This window comes from Zunongwangia sp. HGR-M22 (assembly GCF_027594425.1).
In the GTDB taxonomy this organism is placed as follows: Bacteria; Bacteroidota; Bacteroidia; order Flavobacteriales; family Flavobacteriaceae; genus Zunongwangia.
This window is the reverse complement of record NZ_CP115159.1, coordinates 3,594,587-3,620,332: the sequence shown is the minus strand read 5'-3', so window position 1 is coordinate 3,620,332 and position 25,746 is coordinate 3,594,587. Positions and strand designations below refer to the sequence as shown.

Annotated in this window: 16 protein-coding genes; 4 read left to right on the top strand and 12 right to left on the bottom strand. The window is 35.2% G+C overall.

Going from position 1 to position 25,746, the window contains the following annotated elements:
• Positions 1–35 precede the first annotated feature (35 nt).
• Genes PBT91_RS15695 through PBT91_RS15680 form a run of 4 tightly spaced genes read right to left on the bottom strand, consistent with a single transcriptional unit; the run spans position 36 to position 3,685 of the window.
• Positions 36–1,382 carry a serine hydrolase domain-containing protein gene (locus tag PBT91_RS15695; RefSeq protein WP_270059404.1) on the bottom strand — a complete coding sequence of 449 codons (1,347 nt, stop codon included), beginning with the start codon at positions 1,380–1,382 and terminating at the stop codon, positions 36–38.
• 27 nt (positions 1,383–1,409) lie between these two features.
• Positions 1,410–1,913 (bottom strand): DUF3237 domain-containing protein, encoded by a 504-nt coding sequence (locus PBT91_RS15690; RefSeq protein WP_270059403.1) that lies wholly within the window; start codon positions 1,911–1,913, stop codon positions 1,410–1,412.
• A 22-nt stretch (positions 1,914–1,935) separates the two neighbouring features.
• Complete coding sequence (locus PBT91_RS15685; protein WP_270059402.1) at positions 1,936–2,790, bottom strand: alpha/beta hydrolase; 855 nt, start codon at positions 2,788–2,790, stop codon at positions 1,936–1,938.
• A gap of 19 nt (positions 2,791–2,809) precedes the next feature.
• Positions 2,810–3,685: an alpha/beta hydrolase family protein gene (locus PBT91_RS15680; protein ID WP_270059401.1), complete on the bottom strand. Its 876-nt coding sequence runs from the start codon at positions 3,683–3,685 to the stop codon at positions 2,810–2,812.
• 237 nt (positions 3,686–3,922) lie between these two features.
• Here PBT91_RS15680 and PBT91_RS15675 point away from each other — a divergent pair, with 237 nt between their 5' ends.
• The 3 genes from PBT91_RS15675 (at position 3,923) to PBT91_RS15665 (ending at position 6,070) form a co-directional block, all read left to right on the top strand.
• Positions 3,923–4,276: a hypothetical protein gene (locus PBT91_RS15675; RefSeq protein ID WP_270059400.1), complete on the top strand. Its 354-nt coding sequence runs from the start codon at positions 3,923–3,925 to the stop codon at positions 4,274–4,276.
• A gap of 223 nt (positions 4,277–4,499) precedes the next feature.
• Positions 4,500–5,228 (top strand): iron-sulfur cluster repair di-iron protein, encoded by a 729-nt coding sequence (gene ric, locus PBT91_RS15670; RefSeq protein ID WP_270059399.1) that lies wholly within the window; start codon positions 4,500–4,502, stop codon positions 5,226–5,228.
• A 245-nt stretch (positions 5,229–5,473) separates the two neighbouring features.
• On the top strand, positions 5,474–6,070 hold the full coding sequence (locus tag PBT91_RS15665) for a Crp/Fnr family transcriptional regulator (protein ID WP_270059398.1): 597 nt from the start codon (positions 5,474–5,476) through the stop codon (positions 6,068–6,070).
• On the opposite strand, the gene PBT91_RS15660 is transcribed toward PBT91_RS15665, so the two are convergent.
• From PBT91_RS15660 to PBT91_RS15625, 8 genes are all read right to left on the bottom strand, one after another.
• Positions 6,071–6,535, bottom strand: coding sequence for an FKBP-type peptidyl-prolyl cis-trans isomerase (locus tag PBT91_RS15660; protein WP_270059397.1), 465 nt, complete (start codon positions 6,533–6,535; stop codon positions 6,071–6,073). It abuts the gene before it with no gap.
• 138 nt (positions 6,536–6,673) lie between these two features.
• Positions 6,674–8,632, bottom strand: coding sequence for a glycoside hydrolase family 97 protein (locus tag PBT91_RS15655; protein ID WP_270059396.1), 1,959 nt, complete (start codon positions 8,630–8,632; stop codon positions 6,674–6,676).
• Positions 8,633–8,662: 30 nt separating this feature from the next.
• Entirely contained in the window at positions 8,663–10,816 is a 2,154-nt protein-coding gene (locus tag PBT91_RS15650; protein WP_270059395.1) for a family 43 glycosylhydrolase, read from the bottom strand.
• A 193-nt stretch (positions 10,817–11,009) separates the two neighbouring features.
• Positions 11,010–14,189, bottom strand: coding sequence for a glycoside hydrolase family 2 TIM barrel-domain containing protein (locus PBT91_RS15645; RefSeq protein ID WP_270059394.1), 3,180 nt, complete (start codon positions 14,187–14,189; stop codon positions 11,010–11,012).
• A 19-nt stretch (positions 14,190–14,208) separates the two neighbouring features.
• On the bottom strand, positions 14,209–15,639 hold the full coding sequence (locus PBT91_RS15640; RefSeq protein WP_270059393.1) for a glycoside hydrolase: 1,431 nt from the start codon (positions 15,637–15,639) through the stop codon (positions 14,209–14,211).
• Positions 15,640–15,697: 58 nt separating this feature from the next.
• On the bottom strand, positions 15,698–16,369 hold the full coding sequence (locus PBT91_RS15635) for a DUF3823 domain-containing protein (RefSeq protein ID WP_270059392.1): 672 nt from the start codon (positions 16,367–16,369) through the stop codon (positions 15,698–15,700).
• Positions 16,370–16,400: 31 nt separating this feature from the next.
• The gene (locus PBT91_RS15630; protein ID WP_270059391.1) at positions 16,401–18,242 is read right to left on the bottom strand and encodes a RagB/SusD family nutrient uptake outer membrane protein; all 1,842 of its coding nucleotides are present in this window, start codon (positions 18,240–18,242) and stop codon (positions 16,401–16,403) included.
• Between the two features lie 21 nt (positions 18,243–18,263).
• A complete protein-coding gene (locus tag PBT91_RS15625; RefSeq protein WP_270059390.1) occupies positions 18,264–21,428 on the bottom strand; it encodes a SusC/RagA family TonB-linked outer membrane protein in 3,165 nt (1,054 codons plus the stop codon).
• 300 nt (positions 21,429–21,728) lie between these two features.
• Here PBT91_RS15625 and PBT91_RS15620 point away from each other — a divergent pair, with 300 nt between their 5' ends.
• The gene (locus tag PBT91_RS15620) at positions 21,729–25,706 is read left to right on the top strand and encodes a two-component regulator propeller domain-containing protein (protein WP_270059389.1); all 3,978 of its coding nucleotides are present in this window, start codon (positions 21,729–21,731) and stop codon (positions 25,704–25,706) included.
• The last annotated feature ends 40 nt before the right edge of the window (positions 25,707–25,746 follow it).

Sequence of the window (25,746 nt, the reverse complement as noted above, 5' to 3'; positions counted from 1 at the left end):
ATAGCAGGTATTCCTTAGTCTTTAATGTTGCGGAATTATTCAGCAATTTTATAGGCTTTTTCTAAAAATTGAGGATATAGGTTATCACGTTTAAACATATTAATGTAAAATAATGCGATTAAATCATTTTCAGGATCTATAATATATTCAGTTCCTAACATTCCGCCCCAATTATAAGCAGAATTCGAAACTGCTGGAATATGTTTATTATCTTCATTTTGTAGTTGAAAACCTAAACCAAATTGAAATCCTTCACCGCCTGCATTTTTTTCAGGTAAACGATTAATTGAAGTCATCTGTTTAATGGTTTCCGGTTTTAATATTTGATGATTATTAAAGGTGCCGTCATTCAATAACATCTGGCAAAATTTAGCATAATCTTCAATAGGCCCGTTTAAACCAATGGCTCCTTCAGCATAAGTTTGCTCTTCGCTGATAGCAGCTTTTGCAAAGTCTGTTGTTCCCGCTTCCAAACCTTCTTCAGTAATCGTGTAGGGCTTTACAAAACGGTCTAAAGCTTCTGGCTCGTAATACCAGTCGGTATCATTCATTCCTAAAGGATTTAATACGGTTTCTTTTACATATTCTTGCAATGGCTTACCTGAAATTACTTCAATCATATAAGCAAGCATGTTGGTGCTAATGTGATAATTCCATTCTGAACCAGGATCGAAACCAAGTGGATATTTTGCTAACGCAACCATTTCATCTTTTAAATATTTAGACGTTGCATCGCCGCCAAAACTTCGTTGTCCCGAGGGTTTATTATCGGCATTTCCTTTACCAAAATTTTTAGGAACAGTGTCGTTTACACCTTCGTTTTTTCTGATTTCAGAAACCAAACCTGCATTTAATCCGGAAGAATGAGACATTAAATGAGCAAAGGTCATCGGTGTTTTTACCGGACGGGTTTCGTAAGTTCCGTCTTCATTCACTTTGGATACGACTTCATTAGGTATTTCCGGAAAATATTTAGAAACAGGATCATCTACAGCTACGAGTCCTTTTTCAACCAAAGTCATAAAAGCTACGGTAGTAATCGCTTTGGTTTGCGAAAAAAGGACATAGTAATCGTCGGTTGAAGCAGGAGTTTTAGTTTCAAGGTCTTTATATCCAAAAGCTTTATCGTACAAAATATTACCGTGCTGAGCGACAAATCCTGTAACGGCATTTACTTTCTTCTGGTCCACGAAAGATTGTAATAGCGAATCCATGTTTTGAATACTTTTTTCGTCAACACCCAGTTCTTCTAGGTTAGCACTTGTTTTAAATTCTTGGGGAGTAGTTTCCTTCACTTCCTCTGTTTCTTTTTTATCTGTTTTTTCCTTGCATCCATATAGGATGGAAAGAGAAAGGAAAAGTGTAGCGGCTAGTTTTTTCATAATTTAATTATTGCTGATTGAAGATCTTTATAATACTTTCCAGACCTGAATAGAGATATACTCTTTTTTGCCTTCTGGTTTACAAATGAAAATGGCATTGTTAAGCCATGCATATTTTGAATTTATGGGGGCTTCAAATTTAGGAGCTGCTCTAAAATAAGGAGCGGAATTTTCTTGTTTTGGATTATAAATTATTCCAGTATTTCTAACATTTATAAAAACACCATCATCGGTTTTAATCGTGTAAATTGCATCTAAATGTACAAGTTCACCGTTGTTGGTTACGTATTGATAATCGGCTCCGTTTTTAAGAATTGTACCTTTTAACTTTGGTCCTTTAAACGTGCCACCAGAAATTGGTATCATAATTCTTTGTCCTAATGGAGCTTCACCAAGTTCAATAGGAGTATCTATGTTTACTCTTAATTCAAAAGCGAACTCTAACTCGGGAGGTTCAAATTCCTGAGTAACTGTTTTAAAGCTGAAAAAGCTTAATACTGAAATTAAAAAATACAGATGAACATTTCTCATAATTTGAATTTGGGGAAAGATTTTATTCTACAGGATTTAAATATTTCGCCAAAAATTCTTCGATAGCCGGATCTGTAATTTCTAATTTCTCGGCATAAGCAACCCCGTGCCCTCCTTCAACTTCTAGGTACTTAATGTTTGCACCAGCTGTTTTCATTTTTTCAACAAAATCACGTGTCCGCTCTGGCAAAACAATACGATCGGAATCTCCCTGTATAAGAAACATTGGTGGGTGATTTTTACCAATATAACCTATTGGCCACCATTCAGCTTTAGCCATAGGCACATCTCTACCTAATTCGGTTGGAGGCGATCCGGCAGCAACGACATTCACTTTACTTGAATATTCTTTAAAGGGTCCGTCACCTTCTAAACTTTCAATAGTAGGAGTCATGGCCAGCATCAAAGCAAGATGAGCTCCGGCAGAATGGCCATACGCCCCAATACGATCTGGATCTACTCTTAATTCTTCAGCATGAGCTCGTAACCACCTTACGGCACATTTTACATCTTCTATGCAAGCCGGAAAACCAGCTTCTCCGGTAAGTCGATATTCTACATTAATAACCGCGTATCCTTTTTGTGCATAAGCGAGCATCATTTTTTGATAAACATCTACATTTTTTGATCCAGCCGCCCAGCCACCACCATGTACAATAACTAAAGCTGGTTTAATACCTGCTGCAAAATTCTTCGGCATTGCCAGATCAAGTTTCCACGAATCGCTATCGCCTGTACGGTAAGGTATATCTTTAGTAACTGTAACTGTTTTTTCTTCTGAAAAAACCTTAGTTGCATCTACTTGTGCTGAACTGAAAAAAGGAATGCTAAAAGCTAAAAAAATGATAAGCTGAAATCTCAAATTTGAATTTTTCATAATGCTGAAAATTTAAATTTTATTTATCGAAATTTTTAGATTTCATCGTCCACCCGGGATAATTCTCTAAATTAGATTCTAAAAAAATATCAGATTTATCTTCATTTTTAAAATGCCAGTCTAACCAATCTTTAGCCATTTTAGCAAAAGAACCGCCATTTTTTTCGTTAAATGTACCGCCATGTCCCGCTTCTAAATTATTGCCAAAAGCTACCGGTACGTTTTCAATTCTATCATAATCTAAAAATGCATTTTCAGTTGCCACATCAGTTTCTCCACCAACAAGATAAATAACATCACCATTCAGTTTTTGTAAGGATTTTGTACTGGCACCAGCCATCGTCATATCGCCCATACCCGAATTAAACATCATATATGTTTTAATTTGAGGATTCCCTGCAATGCGCATTACTTGTGCACCGCCACAAGATTGTCCTCCGGCAGCAATTTTATTTAAGTCTACATTTTTATAGTAGTCATTACCTTTTGTTTTTGCTTTTTTAGTAATCCAATCAAGACCTTTTAAAAGTTTGTCGTCTTCTGTGCTTTTGTGTTTTCTTTCCTCAACAGTCATTTGCAAATCACCTATAGCAACAATTACATAACCATAAGAAGCAATTTCAGATAGTAATCTTTCGTGGTGTATGGAAGAATCCATACAGCCACCATTGGCCCAAATCAGGATTGGTAATTTATCTTCGGTGCTTACCGCTTCTTCAATATTTTCGGGACGATAAATAACAAAGTCTGAAAGTGATTTTTCTGAAACTGCGATAGCATGGTAAGGTCCGCTGCCCCCCCCCTTATCAATCGTTTTCGTTTTTAGCCACTGGGCGTTGGTGGAAATAGCGATGAAACAGCAAATAATGAAGCTGATAATGGTTGTAGTTTTCATAGAAATTAGGTTACGCTTAAAGGTACTATTTTTATTAAAAGTATAATGATGAGTTTTAGATTATGTGACGGAAAATTATAAAATCAAAAAATGGAGTCTACGGGAAACATAAAAATATTATCGAAATCGCTATAATATCGTTTTTTTTAAAATCGATGTTAAACTTATGGTAATCGAACCCAATTTTTAGGATTATGTTTATTCAGTTTTATATTTGATATATCAAAAGAGAACATTATGGAAAATCAAGAAATAAAAATAGAGCTGGAAAACGGCGAGACCTTAGGTTTTAATGTGAACGCAGAAGTGCAGAAAGGTCTTTATCTAACCACCGATACTCGTTTAATCAATGAAAATATTCAAAAATTTACGATTGATATAGAAATGGTTCCTAACCAGATTGCCATGAAGATTTCTCAAATAGGTAAGTTTGCAGCAGTTACTTTTGCGGTAGATGAAAATAGAAAATATCAGTACCTTATAGGATCAGATCTTGATATCGATAAAATGGAGAAAAATGCTTCCGATAAAATTCCGGATCAAATTAAAGGACTTATTGTAGAAGCTTATTCTCTTACCCAGAAAAAATAAAATTCAATTTCAACAAATTTGAATTATTTTATAAAAAGCGGGCTAAATGTCTGCTTTTTTAATGTTTAAGCTTTGTTTCAGTTTTCATAAATAAACATCTATTTCTTAGAATAAATAGTGCTTATATAGTTCCGAAACTAAAAAATAGCGCTTATGATCTCACTCATAATCTAAAAGCCAGCAGTTCTTCAACTTTGTAACGTAGAACTTAAAAATCATCGTTATGAATACGTTACAAACAAAAACAGTAGGCCAAATGGTTACTGAAAATATTAAAACTGCACATATTTTTAAAAAGTATAATATCGATTTTTGCTGTGGTGGTGGAATTAGCATCCAAAAAGCTTGTGATCGATCAAATGTTTCTTTTGAAGATCTGGCACGTGATTTACAAAATCTTGACCAACCTAAAAGTCGTGCTACAGATTATAATAATTGGGAACTAGATTTTTTAATTGATCATATTATCAATATCCATCACCGGTATGTTGAAGAAAACATCCCGATGTTGATGCAATATGGTACAAAGGTGGCTAAAGTTCACGGCGAGCGTCATCCGGAACTACTGAAAATACAGGAACTTTTTGCAATGGTTGCTACAGAGCTTAGCGGACATTTACGTAAAGAAGAGCTTATTTTATTTCCTTTTATAAAAAAAATGCTCCAAGCTAAAAAAGAAAATACATCTTTAGCACGGCCACAATTTGGTAAAGTAGACAATCCTATAAATATGATGGAGGTTGAACATGAAGAAGCGGGTGAAATCTTAAAAAAAATCGCAAAGCTTAGTAATAACTACACACCACCTGAAGGTGCTTGCAATACCTATCGTGCTTTTTTCTCTAAATTAGATGAATTTGAACAAGATCTTCACCATCATATACATTTAGAGAACAATATTCTGTTTCCAAAGGCACTTCAATTGGAAAAAACGATTCAATATTCTGAATAATATAGCGTTTATTGGCTGTTTTAATTCTGAAGTTCATTTTTGATTTATTTCACCGGTTTTATGTTTTTCAAAGCTGTAATCCTTTATAAGTTGTATCCTTATGGAAAAGGGAATAGCGCGCGCTGATTCCTGTTTCTGTAGGGATTCTTTTATTTCAGAATTTAAGAAGTAAATCAACTTGAAATGATAAAAAATAAGATGCAATTTTATACTATAAACAAATTGTTTTTATAAAAAACTAAAAAATGATTGAGGCAGAGGTACTTTTAAAATTTGGCTCGCAAAAATGCGAATATAATAAAGGAGATCGGCTATTTGGCGAAGGCGAAATGGCGCAAAACTATTACCAGGTGATCTCTGGAGAAATTAAAATGAACAATTATAATTTAGACGGAAAAGAATTTATTCAAGGAATTTTCAAAGATGGGCAAAGTTTTGGGGAACCTCCCTTATTTGCAGATGTAAAATATCCTGCTAATGCTGAAGCTATTGTCGACTCCATTGTTCTTAAATTATCCAAAAATCATTTTCTCGAATTACTTGCCTCTAATCCGGAAATTCACCTAAAAATCACCCAAACACTGGCTAAAAGACTTTTTTATAAAGCGATTATGGTTTCAGAAATTTCTAGTCAAGAGCCGGAACATCGTATTTTAAGAATTCTAGATTATTTTAAAAAACATGAGCATAAAAAGGAAGTTCCCTTCAGTTTTAAAGTAGATCTAACCCGCCAGCAAATTGCAGATCTTACAGGTTTACGGGTAGAAACGGTGATTAGAGCCATGAAGTCATTAGAGAAAAAAGGAGAGCTTAAGATTATTTCTAGAAAAGTTTATCGATAATTATTCAATAACTTCTAAAAGTTCAATATCGAAAATTAAAACTGAGCCACCAGGGATTGTACTGTACTTACATGGTCCATAGGCTAAATTGGAAGGAATTAATAGTTTACCGCTACCACCTTCTTTAAAATAAGTAAAACCTTCCGTCCAACCAGAAATTACTTGTCCCAATCCAAAAGTGATATCCTTATTTTGATCAAATACATTACCGTTTAGAAAATAACCTTTATAATTCACTCGTACTCTGCTTGAACTTGAAGGCTGAGCACCTGTACCTTGTTCTTCTACAATATAGTATAGGCCAGAATTTGTTTTTTCGGCCTCCAAATTATTAGATTCCAGGTAGTTTTGTATTTCCTGATCATTATCTTCAGTATAATCTTTAGTCAGGCAATTTTCATTGTTATCATCACTTCCGCAGGAAACAAAAAATAAAATTAAAATGGCAAGTAAACAGTTTTTCATGGTTATAATTATAAGTTCAGTCTATTTTTAGAAAGCTGAATTAGTTATTGCATTCAGCAAAAATGGCTATAAAATTTGAAATAAAATAGAAAGCCCATAACATTTCTGTTACGGGCCTTATTAATTATTGGGAGCAGGTTACTTTGTAAATAAAACCGCTCCGCCCTCAGCGGCAAGAGTAAGTTTTATCTTCCCGCTTTTTTTTATTTTTTCTTCTTTGAAGCTGGCTTTTGTATTTTTTGAATCATAAATATGATTCACTTTTTCTCCGGCAAGCATTGGTAATTCTAAAGAAATCTGACGTTTTTCTTTTTTGGCATTTACCACGGCAATATACCATTGTTCTCCTTTTCTGCGAGCCAAAGCGCAAAAATCTTCTGGTTCTCCGCCAATATAAAGGGTTTCGTCCCAAACGCTGGGCACTTCTTTTAAAAAGTTAAGTACATAATCAGGTTGCTCATCAAGATTATTCGGGGTTAAACCATAATGCTGAATGGGCGAAAAATAGAGTACCGCAGTGGCCAGCTCAAAAGCTTCGGTCGTGCTTCTTATAGTTCCGTTTTCCTGAGTTCTGGATAAGCGCTTATTTAAAAATACTGGAGAAAAATCCATCGCACCAACCGTGTTCCTGGTAAACGGAAGTAAAGTCGCATTTAAAGCATGCTTATCTAAAGATTCCTGTTGAAAAACCAGATTTTCTGAAGCTAAAACTGCCTCTGAAGTTACATAATTTGGATACATTTTCTCCCATCCTCGTGGCAACGTGCAGCCATGAAATGTAATTGCCAATCCATAGTTATTGGCGTCGGTTAAAATATCTTCATACAACTGCATAGTCACCTGCTTATCGCCACCAAAAAAGTCGATTTTCAATCCTTTAACGCCAATTTTTTGTAACCAGGCCATTTCTTTCTGGCGCTGGATGGTATTATTCATTTTATCTTTTGGCGTTTGTGGCGCTTCATTCCAAAGTCCGTTTGAATTGTACCACAGCAAAATATCAACGTTTTTAGAATTGGCGTAATTCACCAGTTCTTCCATTTTTTTTCGGCCAATATTGCGATCCCAATTGGCATCGATCAAAACATACTCCCAATCCATATCGGCAGCCAGATCTATAAACTCAACCTGGTCTTCGTAGTTTATACTTGGATCCTGCCACACAATCCAGCTCCAGCTGGCTCTTCCCATTTTATAATCAATAGAAGCTTCGTATTTTTCTTCAACTAAATCAAAAGCCACGGTAGATTCTACAATAGGTTTCAGTGTACTTCCTAAAGTAATCGTTCGCCATGGAGTACTTGCCGGTAGCGATTGAATAGCATAGGTTTCAGCAATGCCATTATTTTCTCCCTCCTGCGGAAATTCAATCTCAAAAAGCCTGTTTTCTTTCACTTCGCTTAAGCGGCAACCCGGGTAGTGGCTATCGGTTCCGGTTTCAGAAATTAACAACCAGCCTTTATTTCCGTTTTTAAAAAGAGCAGGAAAAGTATAGCCCACACCATATTTTGAGGGCGTGTTTAGTTTTTCATTTAACGTATATTCTTCTTCGTATGAAGGTTTGGTTCCCATCCAGCCGATCATAGGTGTCGCTTGCGGACTAATGTAGCTTGTAGCATCACCTGGAAGTTTAAACCCAGATTTTTCATTTAAAATCTTCAGGCTATTTTTCCCTTCATGAGATTTTAATTGATATGAATAAGCAACATCACGGTTAGAAACCCGAAATTTCACAATTAGCGTATCCTTATTGCTATTCAGAAATTTCCCAACCAATTCATTACCTATATAATCTACATGGCTTACTTTGGCTTTCTTAAGCTCATAAGAGCTTTCGATGTGATCCTTCTGAAAAGAACTATTTTCTAAATTCTTAGAGAAATCCCCAATAGAAGTTTCCAAACCAAGCGGAGAATCCTCTAAAAATACTTCATTTTTATAACGAATATCGTAAGAGATTTTTCCGCTATTATTTTTTAGTTCTACGGAAATATTACCATCAGGACTTTTAAGCTGTTCTGTCTTTTGGGCACTAATCGATTGAGAAAGTAGGATTCCTCCGATTAATGAAAAAGCTGTTTTTAATATGGTTGACATAAAGTGTTTTGTTGGTCGATTTTTTAAAATTTAATTAATTGGCTCAATTCCTTCTAAAGTTGGTTTTACTTCTTCAATTAATCCATCTTCAGTAAAGTTTAATCTATCGATAGCAACCTCACGATGGAAACCTGCAGCGCCACCCATAGCTTCTCCTTTAGGTCTTGTAAATCTGTGATACACCAAATAAAATTCATCCTTATCATGTACTTTAATTACTGAATTATGTCCGGTAGCTAAAATATCCTGACTTTCATCTTTCTGAATTACGAGATTATTTTCCGGAATAGTAAGAGGGCCAAGCGGACTTTTAGCAGTGGCATAACGCACTTTATAATTTGGGCTTCGGGTATCATCTTCAGACCATAAAAAGTAATAGGTGCCGTTTCTAAAAAAGACTTCAACTCCTTCTCTAAAAGTATTATCCGGAGTAAGTACTTTAGGCTTTTTGCTTTTGATAGAAACCATGTCATCATTTAATTCTACCACGGCTAAAAAGCCATTCCCCCAATACAAATAATTTTTTCCGGTTTTTGGATCTACAAAAATATCAGGATCGATATTTTGTCCGCCTTTTATTCCTTCTGGTTTTTCTGAAATTAAAGGCGCTCCACTATCTTTAAAAGTACCTTTTGGGTTATCTGAAGTTGCTACTCCCACTTGCTGTGCAGCCGTGAAATAATAGAAATACTTGTATTCTCCATCAATTTCTTTTTCTACCATCGTTGGAGCCCAGGCATTTCTACTGGTCCATTCTACGTCTTTTTCAAGATCTAAAATAACGCCTTCATCAGTCCAATTCACTAAATCTGGCGAAGAAAAAGTTTTAAAATATGTTCCCGACCATCCATCAAATCCATCACTGGTAGGGTAGAGGTAGTATTTACTATCTTTTTCAGAATAAATAATTTCAGGATCAGCGTAGTAGCCTTCTACCACAGGGTTGTTAGCCACTTCAACACTAACCTGATAGCTGGTTTTGTTTTCACCATTTGTAACTACGTAAGTTACCGCTCCGTTTGAAAAATCCTGAGCTCCTTTTGGTGAGATTTCAGTACCCGGAAGCAATTCGAATTGAGGATCGAAATTCGATAAATCAGTATCATATTTTACCGGTAAATAAATTGTTTTTTCTGAACGTTTGATGACGATATTGTTGGTTTTTATCGCTTCATTTTCAGCGCCGGTAATTTCAGTTAAATCTTCGGAAGGAAACTCTTTTAATAAGCGTTGTAATTCTTCTGAAGTAATTGGCAGTACTGTACCATGTCTTGGATGAAAGTTCATCGAAATATCTTCATCTACAACTTCAAAATTCTTAAGATCAGCACTTCTGGTAAACTGATATTTTCCGCTGGTGTACATGTCGTACATTAAAATATAATCTTCAGAATTATTCAATTTAAAAACCCCAGAACCTTCTACCGCTTTATCAGTTTGATCTACATTTCCAGACTCCGCTTTGTATCCAGAGGTTAACGAATCTGATATGGCTACTTTAATTCCTTTATCGGTATCGCCTTCGGTTTTGTAGAACAAATAAAACTTGTCGTCTTTTTTTATAATATCACCATCGATAGAAGCCATTTCGTTAGGATTAAAAAACAGCTGTTTTGGCGTGGTTTCTAAAGCGGTAAAATCGTCGTTTACATAGGCGTAATAAATTTTATCATAGCTTCCCGGTTGTAACATCGAGAAATAAACCATGTATTTTTTCTTATTCGCATCATAAATAGTTTGCGGCGCCCACACGCGGCTAACATCTGAAAATTCTGGAAAAGTTTCGGTAATATCGATTACGCTGCTGGACCAGTTTATCAAATCATCAGATTTTAATAAGGTCATCGCGGTATTCGACCAGCCGTTTTTGGTAAGCAAATCGGTTACCACCATATAAAATCCGTCGTTATTTTCTTTTCGTAAAATATGAGGATCACGAACTCCACCTGTACGGCTTATAGAATCTGAAGCGACAATAGGTTCGTTATTATTTAAAGCATGAAAGTTATAGCCATCGCTACTAATTGCGTAGCGAATCGCTTCTTCTCCGGCGCCGTTACCAGTGAAATAGGTGAACAGGTAAGCGGTATTTTCGTTAGTTTTTTTATTGTTTTTTTCGCAAGAAACAAGCCCAAGGAAACAAAAAACCAGTAGGGCAGATGTGGTTAAAAACTTTTTAGTCATTTTTGTTGATTTTCGGAAGATTTAATTATAAACGTTAAAAATACATTTTTAAAAAATAGAATGCTAGGTTGTTTTAAAATTAGAGTAACAATACAAAACTACCCTCAGGCGTATAAAGACCTAAGGATAGTTTCAACTCACACTTATAACTTACTCGATAATCGAGATTACAGGCTCCAAGCCTTACCTTGAGCTAGTTTACATCATTATTCAATAGAGAAATGATATAAGAATAACTATATTTATTCTCCTCTAAACGATATTTTTTATGTGGATAACGTCCCCACGAATCATCACCACCTAAACCACGTTGCTTATAATCGACATGTAAAAACACCTTGTCCTGAACTTTGATATCGGTGGTATGGCGTTGTGCTTTTTCCTCTCCCGAATCTAAATCTTCGGTAGCAATGTTTAAAGCACTAAATCCTAATGGCTGTTCACCAATGATTTTTAAACCTTTTCCATTTTTATTTTGAAGCTTAATCCAACGCGCGTCAGTTTTGTAACCAGCCTCTTGCGGACGAATATAGCCCCAGGTAAACTGATTTTCAACTTTGTCTTCATAGATTCCTAAAAACGCTGAAGTATTCCTGTCTGAATAATTTTCCCATGGACCACGACCGTAATATTCTAAATTTTCATAATCGCCCGGTAAAATTATTCGCATTCCAAAACGTGGAAGTTCGGGAAGATCTTTTTCGCTATCCAAAGTAGCGGTAACTTTAATGTCTCCGTTGTTTTCTATAAAATATTCTACGATATAAGGTACGTCAACACCGGCTAACTGATACGTCACTGTAATTAACTGACCGTCTTTTGCTTTTTTAGCAACCTCAACATTTGTCACTTCTGAATTATGCGTCGCCTCTTTCCAGGCTTTTAATCTTTGTGGCATGTGATTACCAAAATCATTATCGGTAGGCGCTCTCCAAAAATATGGCTGTGGAAATACTGATATTGGTGATTTTTCACTGCCTTTTAAATGATAGGCTTCAAAGCTTCCGGTTTCAGTATTAAAAACACCTTCCACCATATCATTTGAAAATTGAAGTTTATCACCTTTCTTTTTAACTTTTAACTTACCAGAAGTTTCAGTTTTGGTTTCAGTAAAAAATGTATTCTCACCAATTTTGAATTGTTCTCTGGCAATTTCGTGCCCCGCAGGAACCATTGCTTTCGTCTTTTTAGTATAAGCGTATACACTTAGGAAATATTCTTTATCCTGAAGTTCTGGTAAATTCACAGAAATCGATTTTGAAGTATTTGGAGCTACTTCAATATTGAATTTTTCAGATTGTATTAATTCTCCATCAGCAAGCAATTCCCATTTGAAATCGAAAGCATCCAAATTCGTGAAATTGAACTTGTTTTTTATCGAAAGTTCATTTTTATCTAAGTCAAATTCAATATTTTGATATACTTTTTTAACTTCCTCTAAAGCCGGGTGAGGTTCACGATCTGCACTCACCAATCCGTTTGCATTAAAGTTTTGATCGTTTTGCAAATGCCCGGCGCCAAGATCGCCACCATAAGCCCAAAACTCACGTCCATCTTCGGTTTCTGTTCGTAATCCCTGGTCTACCCAATCCCAGATAAATCCGCCTTGCATATGATCGCTGTTATCGATAATATCCCAATATTCCTGAAAATTTCCGTTACTATTCCCCATTGCATGAGAATATTCACACATAATAAAAGGACGTTTTTTAGTCTCATCTTCAGCATAATTTATCATATGCTCGATACTTGGATACATGGGGCAAACGATATCTGTATTTCGATTTTCACCTGCTTGCTCAAACTGAACTTTGCGTGTTCTATCACGTTCTTTGATCCAATCGAATGCATCGTAAAACACTTGTCCATTTCCGTTTTCATTTCCTAAAGACCAAATTATAATAGAGGGGTGATTTTTATGAAACTCGACCATCCTTTTAATTCGGTCTAAATGTGCAGGCGCCCATTCTTTAAGATAAGCAGGATGTATTGTTGTGTCCAAATCTTTATTGAAAGCTACGCCCATTCCGTGTGTTTCTATGTTTGCCTCATCAACAACATACATTCCGTATTCATCAGCCAATTCGTAGATATAAGAATCATGTGGATAATGACTCATTCGGATTGCATTGACGTTGTTCTTTTGCATCACCTCAATATCCTTACGCATCATTTCACGATCTGGCGTATGCCCTTTATCGGGATGATGTTCGTGTAAATTCACTCCATTTACCGTAATTGCCTGTCCATTTACCATCAGCTGCGCATTTTTGATTTCCACTTCACGGAAACCAGTTCTACCAGCAAGCGCGGCAACTTCATTGTCTTTTTTATCTAATAAAGCAATCGAATATTGATAAAGATTTGGAAATTCATTGCTCCATTTTTCAACCTCAGCAAGATTTTTACTAAAGCTTACTTCCGTAGCTTTTTTATCTAATGTTTTAGTTTCAGCATAGACTTCTTTACCAGAAGGATCCATTAATGTGAATTTCACTTTTGGCTTTTTGATGCTTCCTTTATCAAATTCTTTCAGTTTAACATTCACGTTCAACTCACCATTCTGATAGTCTTGGCTTAAGCCACTGGTTACAAAATAATCCCAGATCGTAGTTTTAGGAATGGCCTGTAAATACACATCACGTTCAAGTCCGCTTAAACGCCAAAAATCCTGATCTTCCAGATAACTACCATCGTGCCATCTAAAAATCTGAACAGCTAATACATTTTCGCCATCTTTTAAAAATTCAGTAATATCAAATTCAGCCGGCGTTTTAGAAGCTTTGGTCATTCCCGCTTCTTTACCGTTCACAAAAATTCGAGCATAACCCGAAATTGATCCAAAACGAAGGATAACTTCATGATCTTCCCACTGCTGCGGAACAGTAAAAGTTCTGCGATACGTACCTACCGGATTATAAATTTCTTCATCGCCATCTTTCGAGTTTTTATTGATCGTTTCTCCACTTTCGGTTTTTTCTTCCGAAGGAAATCCGATGTAAGGCGGATTTTTAGGATGTGGATAGGTGATATTGGTATAGATGGGAAAATCGAAACCTTCCAGTTCCCAATTAGATGGTACTGTGATATTATCCCAATCCTTATCGTTAAAATTTTTTTTATAAAAATCTAAAGGTCGTTCACTAGGATGTTGAACGATATTAAATTTCCAGGTTCCATTTAAACTTTGGTATAAATCGGATGATTTCGGTTCATTTTTTAAAGCTTTAGAAGCGGAAGAATATAGCACGAAATCACTACGCCCTTCTAGTTTGTTTCGATCTAAAGTTGTAGGGTCTTCCCACTCGTTTTGCTGAGCATAGGTAGCGGTTACAAATACCGCAAATATTAGATTGAAAATAGTTTTTTTCATTGGGGTTTGGTTTTTTCGACTAACTTTTAATATTCTGAATTATAGTTACTATAGATTTCTTAGGGATTTCTACTTGTGAACCTAAAACTTCTTCAAAAGCCAAGTTGCTATCTGAAGAGGTTGTGTAAGTTTTCAGGTTTTCCATAGAACTATTTGCTGAGCTAAGAGTTAACAATTCATTTTTTGCTCCATTATTAACGATCACCGTAATAATTTCATCTTTATTTTTATTTAAATAGGCTGAGCATAAAAGAGTATTGCTTTTATCAGCTACAGAAATCTTTATTCTTTTGCTTCCTGGTCTTATGAACCGGCTATAATTTCCCAAAGCCCACAGCATTTTACTTTCATAAAAATTACCGCCTTTCTTGTTCTTGTCAATATAAATAAGTCCGTCTTTATAATCATAAGGCGAAATCGCTAACCACCAGTGCCAGGCAGAAGCTTGAGCAACAGTTATATCATTATGTATCACCTTAGCCATATATAATGCGGGTTCGATACCTAAATCACGACCATTACCGTTTATTTCACCATCGTTATCACCAAGGATGCAGTATTCTGACATCCAATATTTCAGAGAATGGTAATTTTTAAGATTTTCTGCTAAAGCTTCACGCTCATTTATCAATTTAGATTCTGGAGAAGTAGTAAAATAACTATGCCCAGATATCGTTTGGCTAATATTCGATAAATCGCCTATATAATTTTGCGAATCTGGATTGAAAAACTCATAAATCTGGCTGCCTCTTCCCGGTTTATTATCATCTTCAAAAAGATAATTGATTTGTGCCGCTTCAGCAAGATCAATTTTAGTTTCTATTCCTTTTTTTTCTAATTCTGAATCTAAAGACTTCGCCAAATTTGCAATCTGATCATTCCAAAAAGGAGTGCCTTCCTGGGTGCCATCTTCCCAATCCCATTGAGGTTCGTTTATGGGGCTTATATAATCTACTTTTAATCCCATTTTCTCTAATCCCTCTATAGAATTTGCAAGAAAACCTGCGTACTTCGCAAATTTATCCTCAGCCAAATTAGCTATCTTCCCAGAAGCAGTATAAGCTTTTTGGTTTTTGGTAAACATTACCGGCGGACTATTAGAAAAAATAAGAAAATCATCTACACCAAATTCTTGCGCTTTTTTGGCAAACCATACTTGGCCTTTTTGCTTATCCCAGTCGTACCCTCCATTTTCCTGCAAAAAAGATTCAGCTTTTCTCCATTCATCCTGAATATTATCGTTATTTGTACTGCCTGCACCAAGATTAAAACGCCATAGGGATAAACCAATACCTTCTGGATTACCTTCAAAATCGACCTCCTTACTAAAAAGTAAAGAGGCGATTTTTTCTTTTTTTTCTTCTGGCCATAATCCTACAAACTGTGTTGACCAGGCATCTGAAGCACCAAAATTATCTATAGTCTGATAGGTTACAGACGTGTCTAGCATTAAGTTATTCGTCTGACTTATAGCTGAAAGCTGTAGTATAGAAAAAAATATGAATAAATTATAGTTCAATCTTTTGCACATTGGTATAAATAAGTTCATTCGACATCGAGGACCTTGCTCCAATACGTACAAAAATATAGTCTTCGTTTCTTAGGTTTTCAGGGATTTCCATATCAACTGAAATATTATCATCAAAGTCGAAATCTGCTAAGTTTACTGCTTTTGTAGCTGTATTAATATTTTTATCAAGGAGAATAGAATTATCTAGGATTACAAGTACTTCTTGTATCTCACTGTTTTCTACAATTTGATTTATTTGAAAACTGGAATTTAGCTGTTGTCCGTTCAATTGAAAACTTTCATTAGTAATAGTCACATAAGGTGTAACAGGTACATCTAATTGCGTATTTCCATTTACCTGAACTACTATGGTATCGTTTAGTTGTGGTAACCATGGATCGCCACCTTTTCTTACCATTTTGTATTCGCCATCAAAGAGCGAAACAGAATAGGTTCCATCCTGTGCAATAAACACAGGGATAAATTCATTTAAAGCGTAACCATCTTGCCATAATTCTAATTCGGCACTATTTGTTCTTACAGATATTGGAAGATCCTGATACATAATCTGGCCTTCTAACATCGCTCCCGGCGCATCAAAGTTATCTTTTTCGCAACTAAGAAAACTAATACTAATAAGCGATAATGTATATATAATTCGTTTTTTCATTTCAGAATAATTTTCAATAATTAATTAAAATCTAGTGAAAAGGGTTTCTTACCAACTTTGGATTATTATTGAGTACTCCTTGATCTATAGAAGAGTAATAATTTGCTAAGCGGAAGAGACGCGCTCTTCTGAACCTTGTTGGTCTAAGTTTATTGTAAATATATTTGTTGTTATCGGGATGTCCAGGACGTACAACGCGGTAAGGGTAAAGACCATATACCACTGCCTGTTCACTATTTTCGTCGCCATTCCAAATTTCATGAGCAATTCTCCATCTTTTTAGATCGAAAAAGCGGTGGTCTTCAAAAGCTAATTCAACACGACGTTCATTTCGAATATCTTCGATAGTGATATTCTCTATACTATTTTCTGGGAATCCTGCACGTTTTCTAATAGTATTTACATAATTAGTAGCAATATCCATCTGGCCTATTTCAAAAGAAGCTTCAGCTGCATTTAAATAAATCTCCCCTAAACGAAACCAAGGCCACCAATTTTCAGCAGCTACACCTCTAAGACTCGCTCCAGAAGCATTGCTTAAAAATTTTCTTAAGTAAAAACCAGAGTTGCTTACATTTTGTGCATTGTCTTGAGGACCATCGGCACCCGTCCATAAGTCACCATCACTATAATTTTCTCCTAAGTTTTGTGAAGATTGATAGGAATAACCTGTGCCGTCCCATACCGCAACTCCCGCTTGCATTTCGACTGGAGCACTTTTAAATGTAGTTCCTGGATAAATTACAGTACCATACAATCTAGCATCTTTATTTTCAAAGATTCCGGTAAGTTCATCGTATACTATTGGATCTCCATTTGCATCATGAAAATTTAGTTCTCCGTCGCTACCATCCAAATAATCGAAGCTTTCAACTAGATTTAATGAAGGTGTTACGTTAGTATGGAATTCATTATCTTCTGATAAACTTCTTGGTATATTCAAGAAAGTAAAGCGATGAGGCTTTAATTCAGTAACGAAATCTTTAGCAAAAATTATTTCGTTACTATTTTTATCCATAAGCATCTCATAGAAATTCATTCCTCTATCGGGATTCTCATCATAAAGGGTGTAGTTTCCATTTTGTAGAATTTCTTGTGAAGCTGTTAAAGATCTGTTATAAAATTCAGTAGCTCTCCCTGCCGGAATTCCAACTTCTTCACCCGGAAGGGTTATAGGAGAGTCCATTAAATTATTATACTTTGCAATTGACCCGGCATAAAGCATAGCTCTGCTTTCTAAAGCCAGTGCAATAAAAGTATTAGCTCTGGTTTTACTGCCGTTGTTACTTGCAAGATTATCTTTAATATCCTCTAATTCTTGATAAATGAAATCGTAAACTTCAGCTTCTTTCGCTCTCGGGATTTGTAAATATTCGGGATCACCATTGAAATCATATATAAGTTGCTCGGTAACTATGGGCACACCTCCCATACGCTTTACTAATTCAAAATAAACAAAAGCTCTTATAAATCTTAATTCAGCATTAAAAAGATTTTTTTGATCTTCATCTATTTCAGTACTATACTCTTCTAAATTATCTAAAGCAAGATTAATATCCCTTATAAAGCCATAGTCCCAGTATCTACCATAATCGTCACCATACTGAAAATCATTGCGCCAGTTAGAATCAAAATGCCCAGACCACATAGCATTATCCATCTCGGTCATCCCACCATCATTAAATACCCCGTGGAGGCTTGGCAAACGATCATAATAATTTGCCATTAGGGATTTAATTAACTCTGGGTCATTCCATAATTGCTCATCACCAATTATATTTTTTGGATCACGCTGTAAATATTCATTATGGTTACAGCTTAAAATGCTTATAAAACATGTAAGAAGTAAGATGCGTAAGATTGTATATTTCATAATGTTTTTTTATAAATTTTACTAAAGTGAAAGGTTTACTCCAACAACTATAGTTCTTTGCTGTGGATATACTACTGATCCGCTTGCTGATATTTCAGGATCTATTCCAAATCCGTTTACATTATCAAAAGAGGCAAGATTTGAGCCAGTTACATAAACTCTAAGTCGATCTGCATTAACTTTGGAAACAAGGCTTTTCGGTAATGTATATCCTAGTTCAATATTTCTCAATCTTAAGAACCAAACATTAGTTAACCAAAAATCACTATTTCGACCGTTAGGACCTACGTTACCGTTTCTAATGGCTGGATAACGTCCAGGAATCCATTCACTTTCTGGGTTATAGGGATCTGCTCTGTGCCAACGATCCTCTAATAGATAGGCTGGTGAATTACCACCTGCATGAAGGGGATTTCTTAATTCATAATTTTGAAACCATGATTGCATTGTTGCTCCCGCTAGATCTATCGTAAGATCTATGTTTTTCCAGTCCATCGCAAAAGTACCACCGTACGAAATGATTGGTGCCCAATCACTAGGGTAACCTATTGGTCTTTCATCCATCCAGTTGATAACACCATCCTCATTTACATCCTTATAAATAAAATCTCCAGGAAGCAGAGTATTATTATTTTGACCATCAATGTTTACATCGTAATTTCTGATCTGTTCTTCAGACTCGAAACGACCTTCCACTTGATAACCCCACCATATACCGCCCCAGCGTTCTTCTGCAGAATTTCTATATTCATTATAGGAATTACCAAAGCGTGGTTTGTAAGTAGAAACACTTTTAAATCTTGAATAAGTGAAATTTCCACTTACTGAATAATTGAACTCGTTGATTGAGTTTTTATAAGTTACTATAGCTTCACCACCGTTGTATCCATTTTCATTTTCTCTAAGATTTTCGTTAGGAAGATTATAACCTACTTCACTAGGAAGTAATACATCGTATTTTGGGCCTGGAATTTCTGTTCTTCTTATTCTAAATATGTCTCCTGTAATACTCAATTTGTTATTAAACATGGTAAGATCTATACCAATATTAGAATTTGTATTGGTAGCCCATGATAGGTTCTCAATAGGGAGAGCTCTAGGACGCAATCCTGTTGTATAATTTCCGTTTAAAACAGCACTGCCGTTGTTCCAATTATAACCTTGTAAATAGTCAAACATTTCAACATTCATTTCAATTCCTGTTTGACCAGTAGAGGCTCTTATTTTTAGATCATCCACGATTCCTGCTAGCGGCTCGAAAAATTTCTCATCAGATATACGCCATCCAAGAGAAACTCCAGGGAAAAAACCCCATCGATCATCTTCTGGATATAAGTACGAGGCATCATAACGACCAAGAAGTTCAACTATATATTTATTGTCGTAACTGTAGTTTAATTTACCTATGTATCCTGCTCTTGCCTGGTAGCTCCATCCGTCATCGAAAGAATTAATTTGATCGAATTCTAATAATGGTAAATAGTTATTGGTAGGATTGGTCCCTATTTGTTGGAAATCCTGTTCAAAATCATTTCGCTCATAGGCAGCCATTACTGAAAATGTATGTTTTTCTATGGTTTTAGCATAGTCCAATTTTATCTGTGAAAAAGTACTTATATCTTCTCTTTCAGCTTGATAACGCCATCCATTTTCTGCACCGCCAGTTGCATTATAAGAGTCATTTGCCTCATTGTATGTAAAAACGTCGTATGAATATTGAAAGCCGTCAAATTTGTTGTTGCCAAAATTATAGGAATGTGTTCCTCTAACTTTTAAGCCAAAATCAAATTCATACTCAGCATACAGGTTGATGTTTAGATTTCGTGCAAAGTTATCTTTATAACCTACTATATCTCTATCAAACAGTGCCGGATTTCTTGAGTAATCACGCGTTTGATTAGGATATTCAGGATTATTGTTGACATATGGAGGAGTGGTAGGAATATTACTGAATAACCCTAAAATTGCGGCAAAATAACCATCACCACCTGGCAGACCAACATCTTTGGTTTCTTCTAAACGTCCACTAATTTGGGTTCCAACTGTAAATCGCTTCGCTATCTTGGACTCTATGTTAGCTTGTAAGTTTGTTCGCTCGTAAGCAAAATCATCCAGTAAAGCGTCTTGGCGTGTATTTGCTAAGGATAAATAATAATTTGTTTTATCGGTTCCTCCCGAAACACTCGCATTAATGTGACTTTGTGGAACATTGTCCCTCATTAAAAAGTCATAATAATCATAACTTTGATAACCAGGCTCTGTACCTTGTTGCCATTTTTGTAACTCCTCTGGAGTGTAAACGGTACTAGGATCCCTACCTTCGTTTTGGGCAGCTTCTACCAATGCTCTAGTATATTGAGAGGCATTAGCTAGCTCAGGAAACCTAGTTAGATTTTGCCAACCGTAATAACCATTAATATTAATTTTAGGTTCATCATTTTTTTTACCTTTTTTAGTGGTAACGAGAACTACACCATTGGAGGCACGCAGACCATAAACGGCAGCCGAAGCATCCTTTAATATCGTTATACTTTCAATATCTTCAGGATTTAATGAGTTAAACATATCGTTTCCTGAATTACCTGTCGATTGAAGCCAATCTCGTCCATTGTCACCACCATAAGGAACACCGTCTATAACATACAGTGGATTGCCTAAGTTTCTAATCTCTAATCGAGCTCCTCTTCCTGGTCTTGCGTCTTGCGCGCGTACCGAAACCCCTTGAATCTTACCAGCTAAAGCTCCTGATGTGGTCGTCGATGTAGTTCGCGAAATGTCATCAGATTGTATTGTACTAATAGCTCCGGTAACATCCTTTCTCTTCTTTGTACCATAACCTACAACAACTACTTCATTTAAAGCTTCGGTATCATTAAGTAATGTTACAGAGAAGAAATTTTTTTCTCCAATTTTAATTTCTTTAGTTTGGAAGCTCACAAAAGAAACTACCAAAATTGCATTCTCAGGATCTGCAACTTCTAGAGAAAATTCTCCATCCAAATTAGTGACTGTTCCATTTGATGTGCCTTTAATTAGAACTGTAGCTCCTGGTAGCGGTAAGCCAGTGTCATCCAGAATTTCTCCTGTGATTTCTTTCTGCTGGGCAATAAGTGAAGAACCCATAATCAAAAAGAGCAATAACATATTGGGTTTAGATTTTCCCAGATTGAGTAGAAATGTAAACATACATTTTGATTTTAGTTAATTTTTAAAAAAAGTTAGATTTGCAAGCCGAACTATGTTGAAAACGATTTCGTCAGTTTTCATTGTTACAATTTTCTTAATTTTATAAGGATTGTATCGGGTACTAATTGACTTAATGAGTGGTTTAAAATGACTCAATATGCTATTTTGCTTATTTTTAGCGCTTGAATTTGTATAATCAATAACAATATCTATTACTTAATGAGAATTTGTAAGTCTGTTTTTTTATTAATCAATCTCACAGCTATAATTGCATTTTGTAACCCAGTTTTAGCACAAAAATTGGAATCTTTACATTTTTATGAAATTAATACAGAGGATGGGCTCTCTAGTAATTTTGTTAATGATATAACGCAAGATTCTCTTGGTTTTATTTGGATAGCAACAAGTGACGGACTTAATCGTTATAACGGGACAGATTTTAAAATTTTTAAAAGCGGCAAACCTAATTATAATTTATCAAATAATTATGTGCAGAGCATTGAGGTAGTTGGTAGTAAAATTTATATAGGTACCGATGGAGGTTTGTCTATTTATGATAATAAAAATGAATCTATGGCTGTCTATAACGAAGAAAAGGACAGCCTATTAGGTAATAGTATAAGTGCGATTAGAAAGTTAGCAGGCGACAGTATAGCTTTGGGAGTTTACAGAGGTGGTTTGCAGTGGTTGTCTTCTTCCGAAGAATTGTTTAGTGTTAATTCAAAATTGAATAGTAATTTATCATCCAAAGAAATTTCTTCAATCATTCAGATAGAGAATAGCTTATTTGTTGGAACTTTTGATAATGGTCTTAATAGAATAGACCTAAATACGAATACCGTAGAAGCCAATATTTTTGATCTTAGAGCTATTAACAGTCTTTATAAAGATAGTGACAATAATATATGGATAGGAACTCGAAATGGCTTAGTAATACTTACTAACAAAAATAAAATTATTCGCATTAACAAAGCTGTTAATCCACAAGAAGGCTTGAGTGATAGTGATATTTTATGTTTTCAGGAAGATGAAAATGGTTTTATGTGGATTGGCACCAGAAATGGAGGGCTTAATTTATTGAATATCAATAGTATTGGTGAAAATAAAATTTTAAAAGTCGACTGGTATTTGCCGTCTGAAGATGAAAATAGCGTTACTAATCGTACTGTTTCCTCTCTTTTTCTAGATAGCGATAAAAACATGTGGATAGGAACTTCCACTGGAATTAATTTTGTCCAAACATCTGGTGAAATTGTTCAGTTCAGGAAACATATAGATAATAATAATCAGAGTTTAAGTCATGATAGAGTGGGCGCAATTGCGATCTCTAAATCTGAAGGAGTTTGGGTGGGAACCGATGGGGGAGGTCTCGATTATTTTGATCCCGTTAGCCAAAGATTCGATCATTTTTCAAAAAATAATTCTAAAAATAGCCTAAGTAGCAATTATATTTTGTCCTTGCTTGAAGACTCTCAGGAACGTTTGTGGATAGGGACCTTTCGAGGTGGTATAAATCTTTATAAAAATGCTCAGTTTAAGAACTATTTACAAGGATCTCCAGCCGATGGTAGTGATGTAAGAGTCATTTTTGAAGCTAGAAATAAAAAAATATGGGTAGGTACAAATAGAGGTGGCTTATTTTGGTTTGACGAAAACATAGGAGATTTTAAAAATGTAACCGATTTAGAAAAGCTTGATATCCGAGATATTTCTGAAGATGATATTGGTAATTTATGGCTTGCAACTTATGGATCTGGACTTATAAAATACAATCCAAAAACAAAAGAAATCGTAAGATATGCTGTAAACTATGGTTTGGATTTTCCCAGCGACATTATTTTTAGTGTACTTTATTTAGGAGAAGGACAACTTTTGGCGGGAACACGTTATGAAGGTCTTGTTCATTTAAATACCGAAAATAACTCGTTTGATCGAGTGACCGAAGTAGATGGATTAAGTAATAATTCTATTGTAGGAATAATTAAAGAAGACGATCAATATGTTTGGCTTAGTACTTTTAGCGGAATCAATCGTTATAATATCGAAACTCGGGAAATTGTAAATGTTTCAACTTTAAATAATATACAGCCAGGAGAATTTAATGTTGGTGCCATTAGCAAATCTAGAAATGGTATAATTTATATCGGCGGAAATAAGGGATTAAACTTCTTTGATCCGTCAGAAATTCGGCAAAACGAAAAAAATACGCCAATATATTTTGATAATCTTAAGATTTTAAATGAAAAAGTTTCTGTTGAAAATAGCCCTGATGCTGTTTTAGATAGCTCTCTTTTTTATAAAAATGATATCACCTTGGCGCATAATGAAAATTCTTTTTCGGTAGACTTTCATAATTTAGATTTTCCGTTTGCCAGAAATACCGATTTCGTTTACAAATTAGATGGGTATAGCGATATTTGGATAGAAACGAATGGTGCTAACACCGCCAATTTCACTAAAGTTCCTCCCGGAGATTATAAACTTATTGTAAAAACTAAATCTGGATTAAATAGTGTAAGCAAAGCACAATTGGGTATTACGATTATACCGCCTTTTTGGAGCACCTGGCCAGCTTATCTGCTTTACCTTATTTCAATTTTGGTAATAATTTATCTAATATCAAGATACTATAGTGAGCGATTAAAACTCAAAAATTCTATTGCATTAGAACAAAAGCGCTATCAGTTAGAGCATCAGCTTAACGAAGAGCGACTTCGATTTTTTACGGGCTTTTCACATGAACTTAAGACGCCTCTCACCTTAATTCTTGCGCCTATCGAAAGTTTATTAGAAAGAGTGAAACATAAAGACTCTCGTGACGATCTCAAATTTATTCGAAGAAATGCAAAGAGTTTACAGCAAGCAATCAATAAACTATTAGAGTTTAGAAAATCTGAAGAAGGCTTAAGTCAGTTAAACTGTAATAATCATGATTTAAAGGAATATTTAAAAAGGTGGATAAAAAATTATCAGCCTCTTGCGAAAGAGAAAAACATCGAAATTCATTTAAATTATATAGCGAATCATAGAAAACTGAACTGTGATATTGATAAAATCGGGGTAATTATCAATAACATATTATCAAATGCTTTAAAATACTCCAATAAAAATACAGCGGTAAAAATTGAAGTCTATTGTGAGGGTACAACTCTTAAAATCGAAGTTACCAATCAGGGAGAAGGAATCAGCTCTGAAGAAATAAATCATATTTTTGAATGGTATTACCGTGCAGATCATCAACAAAAAACAGGAACTGGGATAGGGCTTGCCTTATCGAAGAGCTTCGCAGAGTTGCATGAGGGGACAATTGAAGTAAACAGCACTCCCGGGGAGAAAACAAGTTTTACACTTTGTCTTCCACAAAAATTGTTGGTTTCTGAAAATAAAGATTTAGCTAATAAAGAGCAAGTAATTATAGCTGAAGAAATTGCAGAGGATACTGAGGTTCCAGCGCTTATTAGTTCTGAACATCAAAAGAGTCTTTCTGCAGACGCGAACAGGAAAATTATGCTGATTATTGATGATAATCCCGAGATTCGCCTTTTTCTAGAGAATCTTTTTAAGAATTCCTACGATTTGCTTTTTGCAGAAGATGGGCAGGAAGGTATAAATAAGGCGACCAAATATGTGCCAGATGTTATTATATCTGATGTTATGATGCCAATCAAAAACGGTATCGATCTTTGTGCCGATCTTAAGGCAGATACAATAACTAGTCATATCCCGGTGATATTGCTAACAGCCAAATCCAATACAGAGAGTGTAAGTTCAGGGTATCAGGAAGGGGCAGATTTATATATAACCAAACCTTTTAAACCGAAAGTGTTGAAGCTACAGGTGAAAAGTCTGTTAGCAAATAGAGAGAAAATACGTATTCATTTTTCACAATCTGATAAAACCGAATTATTAATAGGTCAGGAAAAAAATTCAAAATTAATCGAAACTGAAAAACAGTTTTTGAAGAAAATCGAAGAAATTATTTTGGATCCAGATCATTTGAAAAAAGTGAATACCGAGTTTCTAGCAAAAAAGATGGGAATGAGTAGAACCCCACTTTATAGAAAAATTAAAGCGCTAACAGGTTTTAATATCAACGAATTAATAAGGGATATTAGGATAAGAAAAGCGGCCGATCTTATATACCGTGAAAACTATTCGGTTACTGAAGCTTCGTATGCAGTAGGCTTTAGTAGTATCAAATATTTTAGAAAGATTTTTAAAGAAAAATACGGTAGCAATCCTTCAGAATTTAAAACAGGTGCTACTAGTAAAACATAGATGTAATTAATCTGCTAAAGAGTTTTCCTGAAAATAACGA